The 17,421-nt window shown below is 34.1% G+C and carries 14 protein-coding genes; 1 reads left to right on the top strand and 13 read right to left on the bottom strand.

Annotated features, from left to right (window positions below):
• Nucleotides 1-1,202 precede the first annotated feature (1,202 nt).
• A complete protein-coding gene (locus RT261_RS19595; protein WP_313134820.1) occupies nucleotides 1,203-1,952 on the bottom strand; it encodes a Fic family protein in 750 nt (249 codons plus the stop codon).
• A 272-nt stretch (nucleotides 1,953-2,224) separates the two neighbouring features.
• Nucleotides 2,225-4,768, bottom strand: a complete 2,544-nt coding sequence (locus RT261_RS19590; RefSeq protein ID WP_313134819.1) for an ABC transporter substrate binding protein — start codon at nucleotides 4,766-4,768, stop codon at nucleotides 2,225-2,227.
• Between the two features lie 262 nt (nucleotides 4,769-5,030).
• Between RT261_RS19590 and RT261_RS19585 the strand changes: the two genes are divergently transcribed.
• The gene (locus tag RT261_RS19585) at nucleotides 5,031-6,584 is read left to right on the top strand and encodes an ABC-F family ATP-binding cassette domain-containing protein (RefSeq protein ID WP_313134818.1); all 1,554 of its coding nucleotides are present in this window, start codon (nucleotides 5,031-5,033) and stop codon (nucleotides 6,582-6,584) included.
• Between the two features lie 304 nt (nucleotides 6,585-6,888).
• Here the strand turns inward: RT261_RS19585 and RT261_RS19580 are convergent, their stop codons facing one another.
• The 11 genes from RT261_RS19580 to RT261_RS19530 form a co-directional block, all read right to left on the bottom strand.
• Nucleotides 6,889-8,478, bottom strand: coding sequence for an extracellular solute-binding protein (locus RT261_RS19580; protein ID WP_313134817.1), 1,590 nt, complete (start codon nucleotides 8,476-8,478; stop codon nucleotides 6,889-6,891).
• Nucleotides 8,479-8,505: 27 nt separating this feature from the next.
• Entirely contained in the window at nucleotides 8,506-9,411 is a 906-nt protein-coding gene (locus RT261_RS19575; protein WP_313134816.1) for a carbohydrate ABC transporter permease, read from the bottom strand.
• A 56-nt stretch (nucleotides 9,412-9,467) separates the two neighbouring features.
• A complete protein-coding gene (locus RT261_RS19570) occupies nucleotides 9,468-10,406 on the bottom strand; it encodes an ABC transporter permease (protein ID WP_313134815.1) in 939 nt (312 codons plus the stop codon).
• A 345-nt stretch (nucleotides 10,407-10,751) separates the two neighbouring features.
• Nucleotides 10,752-11,666, bottom strand: coding sequence for an AraC family transcriptional regulator (locus tag RT261_RS19565; protein ID WP_313134814.1), 915 nt, complete (start codon nucleotides 11,664-11,666; stop codon nucleotides 10,752-10,754).
• 48 nt (nucleotides 11,667-11,714) lie between these two features.
• Complete coding sequence (locus RT261_RS19560) at nucleotides 11,715-12,167, bottom strand: GtrA family protein (RefSeq protein WP_313134813.1); 453 nt, start codon at nucleotides 12,165-12,167, stop codon at nucleotides 11,715-11,717.
• A 457-nt stretch (nucleotides 12,168-12,624) separates the two neighbouring features.
• Nucleotides 12,625-12,975 (bottom strand): sigma-70 family RNA polymerase sigma factor, encoded by a 351-nt coding sequence (locus tag RT261_RS19555; RefSeq protein WP_313134812.1) that lies wholly within the window; start codon nucleotides 12,973-12,975, stop codon nucleotides 12,625-12,627.
• A 43-nt stretch (nucleotides 12,976-13,018) separates the two neighbouring features.
• Nucleotides 13,019-14,707 carry a recombinase family protein gene (locus tag RT261_RS19550; RefSeq protein ID WP_313134811.1) on the bottom strand — a complete coding sequence of 563 codons (1,689 nt, stop codon included), beginning with the start codon at nucleotides 14,705-14,707 and terminating at the stop codon, nucleotides 13,019-13,021.
• Nucleotides 14,708-14,731: 24 nt separating this feature from the next.
• Nucleotides 14,732-14,932 (bottom strand): hypothetical protein, encoded by a 201-nt coding sequence (locus RT261_RS19545; RefSeq protein ID WP_313134809.1) that lies wholly within the window; start codon nucleotides 14,930-14,932, stop codon nucleotides 14,732-14,734.
• A 200-nt stretch (nucleotides 14,933-15,132) separates the two neighbouring features.
• Nucleotides 15,133-15,756, bottom strand: coding sequence for a peptidase C39 (locus RT261_RS19540; protein ID WP_313134808.1), 624 nt, complete (start codon nucleotides 15,754-15,756; stop codon nucleotides 15,133-15,135).
• A 287-nt stretch (nucleotides 15,757-16,043) separates the two neighbouring features.
• Nucleotides 16,044-16,913, bottom strand: a complete 870-nt coding sequence (gene opp4C, locus RT261_RS19535; RefSeq protein WP_313134807.1) for an oligopeptide ABC transporter permease — start codon at nucleotides 16,911-16,913, stop codon at nucleotides 16,044-16,046.
• Nucleotides 16,914-16,933: 20 nt separating this feature from the next.
• Nucleotides 16,934-17,421, bottom strand: a 488-nt coding sequence (locus RT261_RS19530; protein ID WP_313134806.1) for an ABC transporter permease, incomplete at its 5' end; no start/stop codon positions are given.

The following is a 17,421-nucleotide window of genomic DNA, read 5'->3' as shown; positions in this document are numbered from 1 at the left end:
GATAACCAAAAAGTTATTAAAAGTTGTCATACTACTTCACAGTTAAATGCGGAAGTTCCTCTTTTATTTATGAACTTCTACATATAATATGATTCGATCACGTAAAAGCCAATTATTAATTTGTATAATGAGTGACATTCAATACAGTAGTTCCAAATTAACTCACTTGGTTTGGACCAAAATAATCAAAATTCTATGTTAGATACCTCGTATATTTCGCCACATTAAAATTTACCTTTTCATTTTCAATATCATCAACAGCCTTACTGCTTTTTGCCTTGTAAATATAATTACTCAAATTGCTTATGAGAGTAATTGAAATTTCCATTGATATATACCTCTTGGTGCAATTTTGTATATCAACAGTAAACCTTTATTCGTTTATTCTTATGTATTACTTTCTAAAACCGACCGAATATACTATATAACAACTTCATGGTAAATCATTCCAGGCAATATGTCAACTATTTCATACATTTTGCAGAATTTAACTGAATTCAGGTGAAACTGAAAATTTTATCTCTCTTGAACGTATAATAGATGTTTGAAGTCAAATCCTATAAATTTAAAGTCGTTATTATGAAAATCTACGAATTTGGTTTTATTTATTGCTATTTCTAAACCTAAGTCAGCAATTACTCTTTTTGCTATCTCTCCAGCTCTTTTATCTCTTCATTAGTTTTTGCAAAAAGCAGAAAATCATCACAATATCGTACAAGTTTTATTCCTTTCTTTTCTAGTTCCCAGTCTAATTCATTTAACATACCGAGTACCTTCACATGACAATCTTCATTTATTCGACTGGTTCTTATGGATAAATGATATAGATTTCCCGACTTTTCGCACGGTCATCAACTTGCCCTACCGCTGCATATGCTTCACTTTTCGTTTCGGTCTGCTAAACCGTCTGTGGTTCTCTCGACTTTCCACATCTCCTTCAAACACCACCTTACGATAATGCCATAGATCAGATTTCTCGATTTGTACCAGTACTCACGAGTGGAGACTTTCACTCGTGAGAAACCTTACTTTCAGAACTCTAGGTTCGTTTATGCTACGCATCGTAATCGCTGTTCCTAAATGTAAAATAGTTTCAACAACTCGAAACTGGTGCGACTGCCTGTCGCACAAAAAGCCCCACACATTTTGTGCAAGGCTCAGCAATAATAACTAATGTACAATATATTAAGAATGTGTCATAACTACACTGGCTTAGGCAGTGGAATATGAAGAAGTCGCAAAAAATCCTTTTGTGATTCCAGTTCTCTTTCCGCAATAAAATCTATAAATGGGCTATCATTTGTATGTGCTTTCTCAAGAAGTGAAATATACTCATTTCGCAGAATTGGCGGAATAAGTGCTGGTAGATATCCATCCTGTATCAATGCTGTATTCATCAAAAGTCTAGCTACTCTACCGTTACCGTCTTTAAATGGATGGATGAACACGAACTTTTTATGAAGTAATGCTGCAAATTCTACAGGGTGATATTGTTTTCTCTCTGTTTTTGCCCACTCACATAAATCATATATTTCACTTGGGATATTTTCTTTCTTAGTAACTGGATAATTAGATCCAGAAATAAATACGGGCATATTACGATATCTTCCTGCAAAATCTTCATCAATATTTTGATAAAACAATTTATGCAGATAAAGGATATCTTTTTCTGTAATTTCTTTATGCTCAAGCAATGTAAACATATAGTCATATGCTTTTGCATGATCCACGGCTTCAAACATATCTCTTAGGGGTCTGCCACCAACTGTTAATCCATCTTCTATTAGAACCTTTGTTTCACTTTCAGTCAAAGAATTACCCTCTAATGCATTAGATGTCCATGTTAGTCCAATACGATAAAAATCTTTTATCTGCTTTAGCATTTCACCCTCAAATGGTCTCAATTCATTAATGGTACTCTGGTACAAATCCAATTTTTCAAGGTGTTCCATCGATTCACTCCCCCTTATAGATGTTTTTAAGGATACAATATAGCTTTCATAACTTTCTAATTATTATACCACATACATCCTATCAAAATAAACTTACACTGTATTTAATTTTACATGTCTCCAACAGTTGTACTGGCAAATTCTTATGCAGCTGGTAGTTTGGCTTTTTATTGCATAATGGAATATAGATACCAGATATATAGGATAAAGCTGATATTTTATTTCGTATCTGGTATCAATATTCACTCTGCAACAATCCCCAAAAATGTCAATTATAATTTCTTATCTAACATATTGATGTGATAAATTTTTTCTATTTCCTCACTTTTTACAGGTTTGCTGAACAAATATCCTTGAATATAGTCACAGCCACCTTTCTTTAACCGTTTATATTGTTCCATGTCTTCGACCCCTTCTGCCGTGATGACAAGATCCAGGCTATGGGCAAGACCTATAATACTATTCATCACTTTCATATTACTTAGTTCCAGAAACTTTTCACATAAAGACTTATCTAATTTAATTTTATTTACAGGGATAAAGGTTAAATAATTTAAAGAAGAATATCCCGTTCCAAAATCATCTAAAGCAATTCTTATCCCCATATCTTTAAGGGTATTTAAGAATTCCAACGTATTTGACGATTTTTCTAACAAAATACTTTCTGTAATCTCCAATTCGAAGTACTTCGCTTCCACACCATTTTCCTGTAATATTCGACGAAGGAAATCTGCATATGTGGTATCCTGAAGCTGTTTACTTGAGAAGTTTACAGAAATAGGCTTAGTTTCATATCCTTTCTCTTTCCATTCTGCAATTTGCTCTACCACTTTTCTTGTTACCCAGCGTCCTATTTCAGTAATTAATCCGGTGTCTTCTGCCACCGGTATAAATTTTAACGGCGTAATGTTATAGCCTTTGATACGTAAAAGTGCTTCGAATCCTGCAATGAAACCAGTCTTAACATCAACCTGCGGCTGGTATAACAGTAAAAATCCTTCTTCCTTTACCGCATTTCGTAAGATGGCTTCCACTTCTTTTTTATCCATCAGTTCATCCTGCATACTTTCACAGTAGAACTTATAATTATTTCTTCCTTCTCTCTTAGCTGCGTACATAGCCGTATCTACATTCATAATCAGACGATCCGCATCGGAACTGTCTTTGGGGTACATAGATATCCCAATACTGAAATTAACAAAGTATTCTTTATAGTCAAGATCCAAAGCCTTTTTAAATTGTATTAAAATTTTATGGATATAAGCTTCAATTCTTTCTTTCTTTTCTTCGTTGGCAATCAGTATTAAGAATTCATCTCCTCCAAACCTGGATACAAAGACAGTATCATCAGAAAGGTTTAACAATCTTTCCGATATGCTTTGTAACAACTTATCTCCATAAACATGCCCTAGGGTATCGTTTACTTCTTTAAAATTATCAATATCTAAAAGCAGAATGGCACCCTGTTTACCAGAATCTATTTCATTTCTTAATCTCTCATTAAAACTCAGCCGATTGGGAAGATCCGTCAGATAATCATGCTGAGCCAGATGTTCAATATCTCTGGCATGTTTTTCTATGGTTTCATATTGTGCCCTTAATTCTTCTTCCGTAGCTGTCAATTCTTCAAAAGTTTGTGATAACTCCTCATGGCTTTCCTGTAACTTTCTTTCCATTCTTCTTTGCTTTCTATTATCATATAGAAGAATTGCTATTATAATAAATAAAACAGTTATCACAAACAGAGCTTTTATCAGAAAGTCTTTATTCTCTTCTAAATAAGTAAAGGTTCTGTTTAGAATAATAGAATCTTCCGGAAGCATTTTTTTATTAATATTATATTTTTGTAAAACCTGGTAATCAAACATATAACGATTAGGGCTTTCCTCAATCATGTTGATGTCTTTTACAGGTGTTCCTTGAAATACGGACAAAACCATATTCCCTGCAATTTTTCCTGCGTCATAGTAAGAAACCATCCTGCCTCCAAGGATTCCCAAACCAATTCCCCCAACTTCCGAACGCAAAATAGGTACCTTAGTATGAGCTGCTAAAATTTCACAAGCTTCTTCTATCGTTAAATATTTTCCGGTTTTATCAGAATACATACTAAAATATAATACAATGGTATCCTGGTCTATACGCTCCAATACTTCCTCCAACTCTTTAAAGGTGTATTCAGAAGTATTAATATCCTCAAATAATAAATTATCATAAGCCTTTTCATAAGAATAGAATTGTTCCTTATTCCCCACTCCGGTTAATGTATTATCCACAATAGCCACTATCCTGGAAGCCTTCGGGTTCAATCTTATTCCCAGATCAATATTATCTTTTATAGATGTTTCTTCAACAATACCTGTTATGTAATCATCTTCTGCTGCCTTTTTTCCTCTGGCTAAATCATTGATTCCAAGAAAAATAACAGGCATTTTATAAAATAGTTCTTCCTGATAATCCATAACAAACTGCAAAGCATTATCGTCACCGGCGATAACTGCATCATACGACTCAAGATGATCCAATTTGTATTTTAAGGTATTATAAAATAAATGGACATTTTCTTGGGTATCAAATCGCTTTGTATCCATATATTCAATATCAAGATATATATTCTCAAATTCAAAAACGCTTTTAACACCTGCAATCTGGTCGGGAACACTAAGGAAATTTCCATCATAAGAGCTAATGAATAAAACCCGTTTTGCCGTACTCTCACCAAAAACTATAGTCTTATTCCATGGCTGCCAACACATAAATAACAATAATACAAGAAGCATAAACCCTACTTTAAAATATTTCATTTCCTTATGCATCGCGTTCCCCCTTATATTAAATAATAGAAACATGTTATACCATATTATAACAAAATAGGATAAATATATCAATCAATACATATAAAATTACCATTAAATTTGCATAATTCGTTGATTTTTGTCCTATTTTATCGAAATTATTTTTGTGCTATTATTGTATTTATTAAACTTACAAAAATTTTTTCTTGAATTAATATGTTTTTCATGTATAATCTATAAGGTAGCTTTTGAGTTACCATATTATTTCAAAGAGGAGTTTTTTATGAGCATTTTAAATGTAACGAATCTTACTCATGGTTTTGGAGACAGAGCAATCTTTCATGATGTATCTTTTCGTCTTCTTAAGGGAGAACACATAGGACTGGTAGGTGCCAACGGAGAAGGCAAATCTACCTTTTTAAATATAGTAACCGGAAAATTAATGCCTGATGAAGGCAATATAGAATGGTCTAAGAATGTGAGAGTCGGTTATTTAGATCAACATTCCGTATTGGAAAAAGGAATGACCATACGGAAAGTATTAAAGTCCGCTTTTTCATATTTATATGAAATTGAAGCCAAAATGAACGACCTTTGTAATGAAATGGCCGAAGCAGAGACAGATGCGCTTATGTCTATTATGGAAGAGTTCGGTACACTGCAGGACATACTGGATTCCCATGACTTTTATATTATAGATTCCAAAGTAGAAGAAATCGGCCACGCTTTGGGACTGGATGCCATTGGCCTGGATCAGGATGTTACTGAATTAAGCGGCGGTCAAAGAACCAAAGTCCTGCTTGGAAAACTTTTATTAGAAAAGCCGGACATTCTATTATTAGATGAACCTACAAACTACCTGGATACCATACACATTGAATGGTTAAAACGATACCTGCAAGATTATGAGAATGCCTTTATACTAATTTCTCATGACATACCATTTTTAAATAGTGTAGTAAATCTTATTTATCACATGGAAAATGGTGAATTAAATCGATATGTGGGTGACTACGATAAGTTCTTAGAAGTCTATGAAATGAAAAAGTCGCAATTAGAATCTGCTTATAAAAAACAACAACAGGAAATTGCTGAACTACAAGATTTTGTTGCCAGAAATAAAGCAAGAGTTTCAACCAGAAATATGGCTATGTCCAGACAGAAGAAATTAGATAAGATGGATATCATCGAACTTGCCAAAGAAAAGCCAAAGCCCGAGTTTAATTTTAAAGAAGCACGCGCTGCAGGAAGATATATCTTTCAAACAGAGCATTTAGTTATAGGTTATGAGGAACCCCTCTCAAAGCCATTAACCTTAACCATGGAACGTGGAGATAAAATCGTATTAAAAGGTGCCAATGGTATTGGTAAAACCACTCTCTTAAAAAGTATTATCGGATTAATTCCGCCATTACAAGGTAAAGTAACTTTAGGTGACTACCTATATCAAGGATACTTTGAACAGGAAATGACCGGTGCCAAGAACAACACTTGTATCGAAGAGTTATGGAGAGAATTTCCTTCCTTTACCCAATACGAAGCCCGCGCTGCTCTGGCCAAATGCGGTCTGACTACCAAGCACATTGAGAGCCAGGTAAGGGTGTTAAGCGGTGGTGAGCAGGCAAAAGTCCGTTTGTGTAAATTAATTAATAGAGAAACCAATCTCTTATTATTAGACGAACCTACCAACCATTTAGATGTGGAAGCAAAAGAGGAATTACACCGTGCCTTAAAGGCATACAAGGGAAGTATCCTTTTAATCTGCCACGAACCGGATTTTTATGAGGATTTTGCAACTAAGGTTTGGGATTGTTCTAATTGGACAACCAAATTATAATGTAATTATATTAATATAAAAACTAACTAATTTTAAACTTAATAATTAGTTTCATAAGCCATAGATAAACGAAATCTTGGTCCGTAGAGACCAAGATTTCGTTTATTGTCATATTAAATAGTTTGCTTAAAGCATATAAATTATCAACAGTTGGCAGGCACTCACCCCATTGCCATTTATATAGCTTGAGGCTGTTCAAACCCAAAATAGCTCTGTAACTCCTTAACTGAAATATCTTTCGATTTACGAATTCTTAATATGTTTTTTCCTGTTTCTTTGAGATTGATTGTTGGAAATGTTGTTGCTATTTAACTCCCAGGTCTTCACATAATTTATTATAGTTGGTGGTCAGATATTCATTTACTTCTTTAAGTCCAATTTTTTCTGCCTCTTTCACCATATCATCATATAAAGCATTGAATTCTTCGTCTGATTTTGATGTGCAGATCTTTGTAAATGACTCACTTGACAATGTGGAAATGTCATCAAATTTAATGCGAATATCCGTACCTGATTTTGGATATGCCAGATCTAAGGCATTGGACCAATTTGCACGTTTTACTGCATCATCATAGATTTTACGTGTCTCTGGTGTTGCCACCGCATAAAATCCATTGGAAATCGTAATATAATTATCTGCGGAAAAGATAAATCCATCACCTTTATAATCAGCATCTTTTGTTCCGGCATCTACTGACTTCTGACGACGCTCTAATAAGATAATATTCCCCATCTCATCATAATCCCAATCGATTTCCTTGTACCCGGTACTTAAGGCAATGGAATTGTCTTTCTGTTTTGCCCAATTTAAGAACTTAATTGCAGTTTCCGGATCTTTGCAATTTTTTGTAATAAACATGGCAGACCAACCTGAAACCGGCATGGTGTAACGCCAATCTTTCATAAGAGGTACTTGAACATATTTTGCACCGGGAACCTCCTCTTTTACTCTTGCCGTGAAGTTCTGCTCATCGTTTCCTGCAAAATGCGTTATCATAAATGCTTTTCCGGTACCAATATTTTGGAAGGTTTGCTCATCGGAAGTAAATGTGAAGTTTTCCTCTGTAACATAACCCTTCCGGTATAATTCATTAATTACCTTACATAACTCACGATATTTAGGATCCGAAATATCGCAAACATAATTTCCATTCTCGTCCACCGGTTTCACAGGATCATAACCTACCAGCTGTGCTAAACCACCATATTGTCTCATATTAATCGTCAATGGCACCATGTCAGGATACTTGTCTTTTACCATCTGCATCAATGCAAAAAAGTCATCTTTAGTCTGTAACGCCGGTGAACCTAATTCTTTATAGATATCTTCCCTCATAATTAATTGTCCAAAGTTTGGGCCAATATTCTTTGCATTCTGAATTTCTTCAATTGTATTAAATTCATTCTTTAACATATAATACTTTCCATCTTCCGAACTCAATGCATTTAACTTCTGCTCAATCTCCGGAACTTGGAAATCCGGCGTGTATTTATCAATAAGTTCCTGTAATGGCCAGCAACGATCATCACTGGATAATTTGTTTAGTTTGGAAGAGCTTGATGTCATAACCAAATCTGGTAAATCATCCGATGCAATCAGTAAATTCAACTGTTCCGAATCCGTAGCTTTTACTATATTAATTTTAATTCCGGTTTCTTCTTCTATTAACTGTTCAATGATTCCATCTTCCATGGTATCGTACGGCAGCCAGGTACAATCGACGAACATATCAAATGTCACTTTATTTTCTGGATTTGGAAATTGACTTTCACTGTCTTTGGCTTCCTTTAACACAGCATCACTTCCTGTGTTTGTACTTTTACCACATGCTGTGCATGAAATTACAAGCAGACCAATACATAAAACACTAACTAATTTTTTCATCTTTCTCATAGATACCTCTCCTCCAACCTTTTTATTTTAACCCTTAACGGCTCCTAACATAATTCCTTTTACAAAGTGCTTCTGAAGAAATGGATATACTAAAACAATTGGTAAAATTGTAATAATCATTGCTGCCATTTGGACCGATGTTGTAGTTACCTGACCATAACGTGATGCTTGCATCATCGCTGCTTTTGAGGTCACATCAACTTGATTTTTTGTTATGACATCTCTCATCAGGAATGCTAAGGTACGCAGTGATTTCTTTCCCGGTGCAAAGAATGCAGTGTCACTCCAGGCATTCCATTGACCAACTGCTGCAAATAGCCCCAATGTAGCAATCAATGGCTTAGATAAAGGTAATACAATTCTTGTGTATATTCGCATCTCTCTTGCGCCATCCAATCGTGCCGATTCATATAATTCAATTGGTATTTCCCGAAAGAATGAAATTGCAAGGATACAATAATATGTACTAAACATGGTTGGTATAACGTAAACCCAAAACGTATTCAAAAGTCCGTAAGAATTCAGTACCAGATAGTAGGGAATGAGTCCCCCGCTAAAATACATACATATCAATAACACTACATTGTAAAACTTCCGAAACATTAAGTTCGGTGCTGATAATCCATACCCCACCATACATGTGAATAAAATTGTCAATGTGGTTCCTACCGCCGTCTTTAAAATTGAAATCAAAAGTGCATGTAACCATTTTGCATCACTTAAAAACTGCTGATAATTAGCTAATGTAAATTTTCTCGGCCAAAAATAAATGCCTCCGTTCAATGCATCCACACCATCATTAAAAGAAATAATAATAACATAATAAAATGGGTATAACGTTACAAGTAAAATCAAAGTCATTGTGATAAAAATTACGGTGTCCATTACCTTGTCTTCTGTTGTTCTTCTAATTTTTCTTCGTTGATACTTCATTACAATTGCCCCTTTCCAGTTTTCTATCTACGCCTAAAACTCATCTGATCAAAGAATTAGAATAAGGAGGATCCTGATACCTTCTTGGATACTGCATTTGCACTCAATACTAATACAAAGGAGATCACTGACTGAAATAACCCAGCCGCTGCAGCAAATGAATATCTGCCTTGCCCCAATCCTATCTTATAAATAAAGACTTCTAAGATTTCTGAACGTGAAAGGTTCATTGTATTTCCTAATAGCATTGCTTGGTCAAAGTTAGACCCGAACAAACCGCCAATTGCTAATATTAAAAGAATTGCTACTGTGCCTTTGATGGAGGGAAGTGTAATGTGTCGAATGCATTGCATTCTTCCGGCACCATCAATTCTTGCACTTTCATATAATGTGGGACTAATACCTGCAATGGCCGCCAAATAAATAATGGCACCCCAACCGGTCTCTTTCCATATCTCACTAAATACTGCCAACCCATAATAATATTTTGGATCCATTAAAATAGGAATTGGTTTATCTACAACACCTAATTTTAGCAAAATTTCATTAACCAGACCTGTATTGGTGGAGAAAAATGTAAATAATATTCCCGATACAATGATCCATGAGAAAAAGTGTGGTAAATAACTTACGGTTTGTACTACCCTCTTATAAACCTTTCCTCCCATTTCCGATATCATAATCGCAAAGATAATCGGAAGTGGAAACGATAAAATAAGTTTCAATACACTGATACACAATGTATTTCTCATAAGTATTGGGAATTTTCGATCCGTTAAAAATGCCTTGAAATGCTTTAATCCTACAAATGGACTTGTAAATATCCCTGCAAATCCTGCTTTAATATCATAATCTTCAAATGCAATGATAACGCCCACCATAGGGATAAGTGAGAATAACAGTAGAAAAATTAATCCTGCTAAGACAAAACCATGTAAAGGCAGCTGCTTCTTAAAAGTACGCAATCTTTGACTCTTTTCCATTTTCGTAATCATGAATTTAATCTCCTATTATGTGTAAAATGTCCTTCTTAGATGTTTTACTTCATTTTTTTCTGCGCATAGTGTACATATTGGCCAATTAATTTAATTTATTTTCACTCTTTTCATACATTATATACAATCAACTTTATCCTGTAAATGCAGAAAAGCCGAAAAACTTATAATTTTCCGACTTTTCTACATATACATTTATTTGTATTTTATATTTTTGAAGCATTATCTTTATTTTAATAGTTTTCTATTATGTACCTATTTTTACAATCTCACTTATCCTTTTGCTCTATTTTACATTAAAACCACATCCCTAACTCTATGTAAATTCCACTTTCTGTCTTACATTTACCTATCCTCCAAAATCAGTAATTCTATCAATGATTCCCTTAACTTTGCCGGTGTTTTACCTTCGTATCGCTTAATAACTGTACTAAAATAATTTTCGTTCTTAAATCCCACCATTTCAGCAATATCTGCAAATTTTAAATCACGATCAATCATTAATTTTTTGGCTTGCTCAACACGGTATCCATTTAAGTACTCCTTTAACTTTTTTCCTGTCATTTTATAAAAAAAGCGACTTGCATAATCCACATTGAATCCGGTTACATTGCATATATCCAAAACAGAAATCGGTTTATAATAATTCTTAGCAATATAAGATTTCATCTTATTTACCTCATATACTTTTGAAAGATCTCTCTTTTTTGTCTCCCCCATTTGACGAAGAATGGAATATAGTAATTCATAACAATATCCACGAACAAGAAGCTGCCAATTCTTTTGTTCATAGGTATATGCTTTATACATTTTGCGAAACAGATACTCTGTGGTTTCTTGGTCCTTCACCGCCATATATTCAGGAAATCTTATATCGTTTTCAAATACCGGATCCAATCGTATATGTTCCTTATACTGTAATTCATTTCCGAATAGTGTTACATATGATTCAATGGTATTATAAAAAGTATAATGCCATTCCTTGTCCTCGTATGGAAACAAGTCACAATGAAACCAATAAAGATCACCTTGGACATCTTCATCTAACCATAACTTATGAGGAACATTTGGTTTTATAATAACCAAATCCCCTTGTTTCACTTCATAATTGCGTTCCTCGATTTGAATATGTATGATGCCACAAAAACAATAAAAGAACTGATGATCATAGATTCTCCGATAAAGATTTTTCCAGGAATCTTTTTTTTGCAATCCTACTTCCCGAATATAAGGAACAATTTCTTCAATACTACTACTCATACCCTATTCCCCCTGTGTTCATACTTTATATTAATTAGTATAGCAATTTTATTCCAGACATTTGTCTTTTTGCTTTCTAAATATATAGGCTTTACTGAACAAATAATTTAATACAATTACCACCACTGTTAAGAAGGCTTTTACAATTAAATTATTGAATTTTAACTCATTAACAAAAAGAAGCATTCCCAACTGCTCCACAAAAAAAGAAAGAATCCTGGCCCCAAAAAATTTGATTATTTTCATAGACTCTTTCCATATACTTTCTCTTTCCGATTGAAATACCCACAAAGCATTTACAATATAAGCAAATGAAACTGCAACCACCCATGCAATGGTATTAGCAATCAGATTTTCTACCTCTAATACATTACAAAGTAAATAGTATACAATAAAATTTACGATCGTTGTCATAATACCTGCAAAGGTATAGGTAATAATTTCGCGGTTTACAAACTTACTCCAATATTTTTTTACATATGACATATGATTTTTATACATAAAGAAGCTCCTTTGTATTTAAACATAATTAAAATGTTAAATATAATTGAATTTTAATAAGGTTCATCATCTTATTTTATTCTACATCAGTTGGAACATACTGTAAAGACAAAAGAGGATGCTGCTATTGCAACATCCTCTTTTCTTAGGAGTAGTTATGTAATAAAAATATTATTACACCGATTTATGTAATAAAAGATTATTACCGGTTTTAAAATGAAGAACTCCGCAAATTAGTTTGTCATTTTTTTAACAAAGTTCTTCGTTTTTTAAAGCTTTTTAAGCTTAAGAAAAGGATATCACATTCTACTAACAATTTCAATGCTTTTAGTAAAATGTGATATCAATTTTTTAAATATTTTTTTCTTTGCATCTTTGTTTCATATCCATTGCTATTCTTTTCATAAAATCCAGATTATTTTTTTATTATCTTACTCTCTTTCTTTTCTTTCTTGTCTTATCCTTTTTCAAAACCTTCCCGTAATTTCTTTAATGCTTTCTTCTCAATTCTTGATACATAGGATCTGGATATTCCTATTATATTTGCTATTTCTCTTTGAGTTACTTCGTTATTTGCATTTAATCCATACCGCATTTCAATAATCTGGCGTTCCCTTTTTGTTAATACCTTATCTACTAATGTATATAAACGCTTGATATTCCCTTGGAGCTCCAGCTCATCCACTATATCCATGTCTGCACTTTCAATAATGTCCAGTAGATTTATTTCATGACCTTCTTTATCAGAACCGATAGGTTCATAAAGATAGACTTCTTTTGCCTGCCGTTTCCCATTTCTTAGCATCATTAACAATTCATTTGCTCTTTCTCATGTTTGGCGGTAATTGCAGCTAAATGTTCTGTTTTTCCTCATACTCCGGTAGTTTACTGCCTTTAAAAAACACTTCTACTTTTCTACCATTCCAGTGAATTTCTTCAATTAATTCTTTGACAGTATATTTTCTTTGTTCGTAGCTTAATTCCTTCCACATTCTCTCATCAAATATAGTTAATAATTCAACCCACCAGTCATCTTCATATTCTATATTTTTTTCCTCAATTTCATCTTCTAATGAAGCTTCCAATTGTTTTAATTCCTCCAGATACATCTGATATTGTTCTATAAAATTTTCAATAGCTTCTTCTGTTGTTGCTTTCAGAATTGCTTTTTTAATATTGTCTAAATATCTTTTGGTTTTATTAATCTGGTTTCTTATGTAACTATCTCTTGAAGTACTGCATAACCGATTGTTTTCTTTCATTTTTTTATATCTGAATAAGGATTTATTAAATATTGGTGTAATTTCTTTTTCTAATCCTGTTATTTTTTTTACAATAATTTTGTCTAAAACATTACCGGCTATATTAAATTCTTTACACCGGGTTCCTTTACTTCTTTCTTTCATTTCACATAAATAATAAAAGGACTTTTCGCCTTCAGAATTTCGATTGCCGGATGTTTTTGGCCTCATCGGATGCCCGCATTTACATTTTAGCACACCGGAAAGTAACGCATCCGTAGTTCTTGAAGCACGATAGGATTTTTCTTTATTTTTATCCAGCATTTTTTGCACTTTAATCCAGTCACTGCTTACAATTAATGGCTTATGTTCACCTACTGCAATAACCCAATCTTCATTCTTCCTCCACCTTGATTCTTTCGTATCTAAATTTATATCACTGCTCTTTACCGATAAAGTCTTATTATAGGCCATTATTCCATGTTCACCGTCAAATGCTTCTTTCGGTGCATAGATAGAATAGCCGTTTTTCATAAAATACTCATGAGCACTCAAATCTGCTCTGCAATAAACCGGATTTGTCAATATAAACTTAATACTATATCTTCTAAAATCTACATCAGAACGCGTTTTGTATTTATGCTCTAGCAAATAGGCTTCTACCTTGGATAAAGAGCCTAATTCTAAATACTTTGCAAATATTTTTTCAATTATTGCTGCTTCTCCAGGAATAACCTCTAAATAATTTTTCCTTTTTTCCTGCCCTCCATGATTAATATATGAAGTTAGTTTTGATTCATAAGCAAAAGGAGTCTTTCCTCCCAGCCATCTTCCCAGCTTTGCCAGTTCCAGCATAGAATCCTGAATACGTTCCGCTATAACTTCTCTTTCTAATTGAGCAAAAACTACCGTTATAGTCAGCATTGCCCTTCCCATTGGAGTTGTGGTATCAAAATCCTCCTTCACACTGATGAATTCCGTTCCATGGGTATTTAAGACCTCATAGATTTCTGTAAAATCCTGCACAGAACGCGTTAAACGATCTAATTTATATACCAATAATATATGAATAGGCTTGCTTCCACTAATAATATCTCTCATCAATTCTTTAAATTTTTCCCGATCTAAGTTAGCCCCTGTTTTTCCCTCTTGTTCCTCATATATAAGAAATTCCGTTTTGAAATCAGAATATTTATATCTGGCAAGTTGCTTGCACTTTTCAATCTGTACCTTAAGGCTTTCTCCTTTATCTGTTGCTTTACTTTTTCTAGCATAAATGGCAATCACTTTTGTCTCCATTTTGATTCCCCTGACTTTACAATTCTACTCCGGTTGGTTACATAATTTTTTTTGTACTTCTGTCATCATTTTATTTCTTTGTCCTATATCCTTTATCTTCCGGTTCATAATTTCTTTTATCATTTTGACATGCACTTCACCCAATGTCTTTGCTAACAATTCATTTCCCATATCATCACTTGGTAAATGAAAAATCACTTCGAATTTCGCCGGCTTTCTTGCCATATGAACAACTCCGTTGTCTTTTATATATATCATATGACTTATGCAGTTTGTCTTATTTCATGTAAATATTAAAAGCTGACATCCCGTTCCACCAATCCAGAGCAATAGACCGATGCTGCTCAGTTAAATTTCATACAGACCTTTTTATATTATTAAAAAAGTACCAAAACACCTTTATTATGTTTTGATACTCATATACACTATATAATATATTCAATTGAATTTTCTTCCGTTTTTCTGATCGCTGTATTATAGATAAGCATTGCTTCTCTAATCTCCATAGGCCCTAAAGCATAAGAAACCAGTTCTTTTCGGTTCATTAATTCTGCCTTTACTCTACGATTTAGTTTGCCTGGCTGTCCTTCTACAATAGTGACTTCATGACTGTCTGGAAAGTTCTCTATATAATATGGATCAAATAATTCAATTACACCCCCGTTAACATCATTTAGCAGGACATAGTGTCCGACATCCTCTAACCAAACTCTTGCAACCACTACACCATGCTGTTGAAGGCATCCAATAATCCCGCTATTTTGGCCGATGTATACCTGTTCCCCTTCTAAAAATTCAGAATAGACAGGAAAATTATTGGTTATTCCATATTGATTCAACCAGCTGGAAATAAATTTCATAGCCATTTTAGAAGTTCCGTTTTTACCAGATTCTCCTTGTTCATTATAGGCATCTAATGTATATAGTGAAATGGTTTTTAGCAATTCCGGTGTCAGCTGTTCTCTGTCAAATAAATAGCGAAATGCATTGATAAGTGTAGTAGGGCCGCAATCATATTCTGATGTCTGGTAATTTAATATGTTCTTCATTTATATTTTACACCATTGCATATCTCAGGCGGACCTGTGATACTGCCATAAATAAAAATGAGTGAAAGAATCTGTTGGTGGCAGCCTTTCATAAATTATATTTTCTTTCACTCTTCCAAACATGATATCTCTTTGCGATATCTAAATAATAGACGAAGAAGTTCAACGTGAAAATTCAAATTAATTCTCATGTTGGAGTTCTTCCAAGTGGGAAAATGCTTTTCCTTCACACTTCTCCATTCCCATTTATGATGTATCATTCATTATGCATGTAAATTATGCCTGATTTATGCCGTAGGATCAACTGCATCACGCAATGCATCTCCTATAAAATTAATACTGATAACCAATAGTATAACAATAGTTCCCGCAGGAATCCAGAGCCAGAACTTACTTGTAAGAATAGTAATGGACTCTGCTCCATTTAAAATATTTCCAAGGCTGGCTGTTGGAGGCTGTACTCCCATCCCAAGAAAACTTAATGCAGCCTCGTCCAATATTGATGTGGCAAATACTGTAGTAGCATATACCAGAACCGGAGCAATTGTGTTAGGTAAAATTTCCGAAAATAAAATATATCTCTTTGGCATGCCAGCCACAATATCTCCTTTTACAAAATCAGTTTCCCTAAGGGACAGCACACTGCCTCTGACAAGTCTGGCAACTCCTGGCCAGTCTACAAGACCAAGAATTAAAATAATATTCCACAAACCGGGTTCAAAAATAGCTGCAACAACCAGAACTAACAAGATATAGGGAAAGGACATAATGGTATCGGTAATACGCATAATAATATTATCTACAATGCCGCCAAAATATCCTGATACCAGTCCCAATACTACTCCGATTATAGTTGAAATAATAGTAGCAGCAAATCCTACCAGCAAAGAGCAGCGAGTAGCATAAAGAAGTCTGCTTAACATATCCCTGCCTATCTGATCTGTTCCAAGCCAATGTTCCCAAGTCGGTGGTTTTCCAAAGGAACCTGTCACTTTATTGGGGTCATAGGGAGCAATAACCGGTGCAAATATTGCAAGAATTACCATTATACATAGAAAGCAAAGGCTGATAACTGCCAGTTTATGTTTTTTAAACCGTTTTATTATCATCCTCCAGCTGCTCTGACTATATGTATTTTCCTCTAACATTTTTTTCATTTACAGTTACTCCTCCATAATTACTGGTATTTAATTGTTGGATCTACCAAGGCATATACAATATCTGTAAGCAAGTTAGCTGCTAAAACCACAACTGCAGTTAATAGACAGACTCCCATAATAACAGGGTAATCCCGGCCTGTAATGGCATTCATTGTAATCAATCCCAGTCCCGGCCAGCTAAAAACCTGTTCAATAATAACTGCTCCACCAAACAGCATGGGAATCTGCATACCAATCACTGTTACGATAGGAATTAAAGCATTCCGAAGGGCATGCTTATTAATGGTTAAAAACCGTCCGATTCCTTTTGATTTTGCCGTCCGCAGATAATCCTGCTGTAATATTTCTAATACCGCACTTCTGATGTATCGAATATTAGAACCAGCAATTGAGATTGCCAAAATCATAACTGGCATAACCATATGCTTTACTATATCCAAAACTCCCCCATCACCTCCTGTAGTAGTCATACCACTTGATGGCAGCCACCCAAGACGTACTGTAA

Source organism: Anaerocolumna sp. (assembly GCF_032079385.1).
Lineage (GTDB): Bacteria > Bacillota > Clostridia > Lachnospirales > Lachnospiraceae > Anaerocolumna.
Note: the sequence above shows the minus strand (reverse complement) of the source record. Positions and strands in the feature narration are given on the sequence as shown.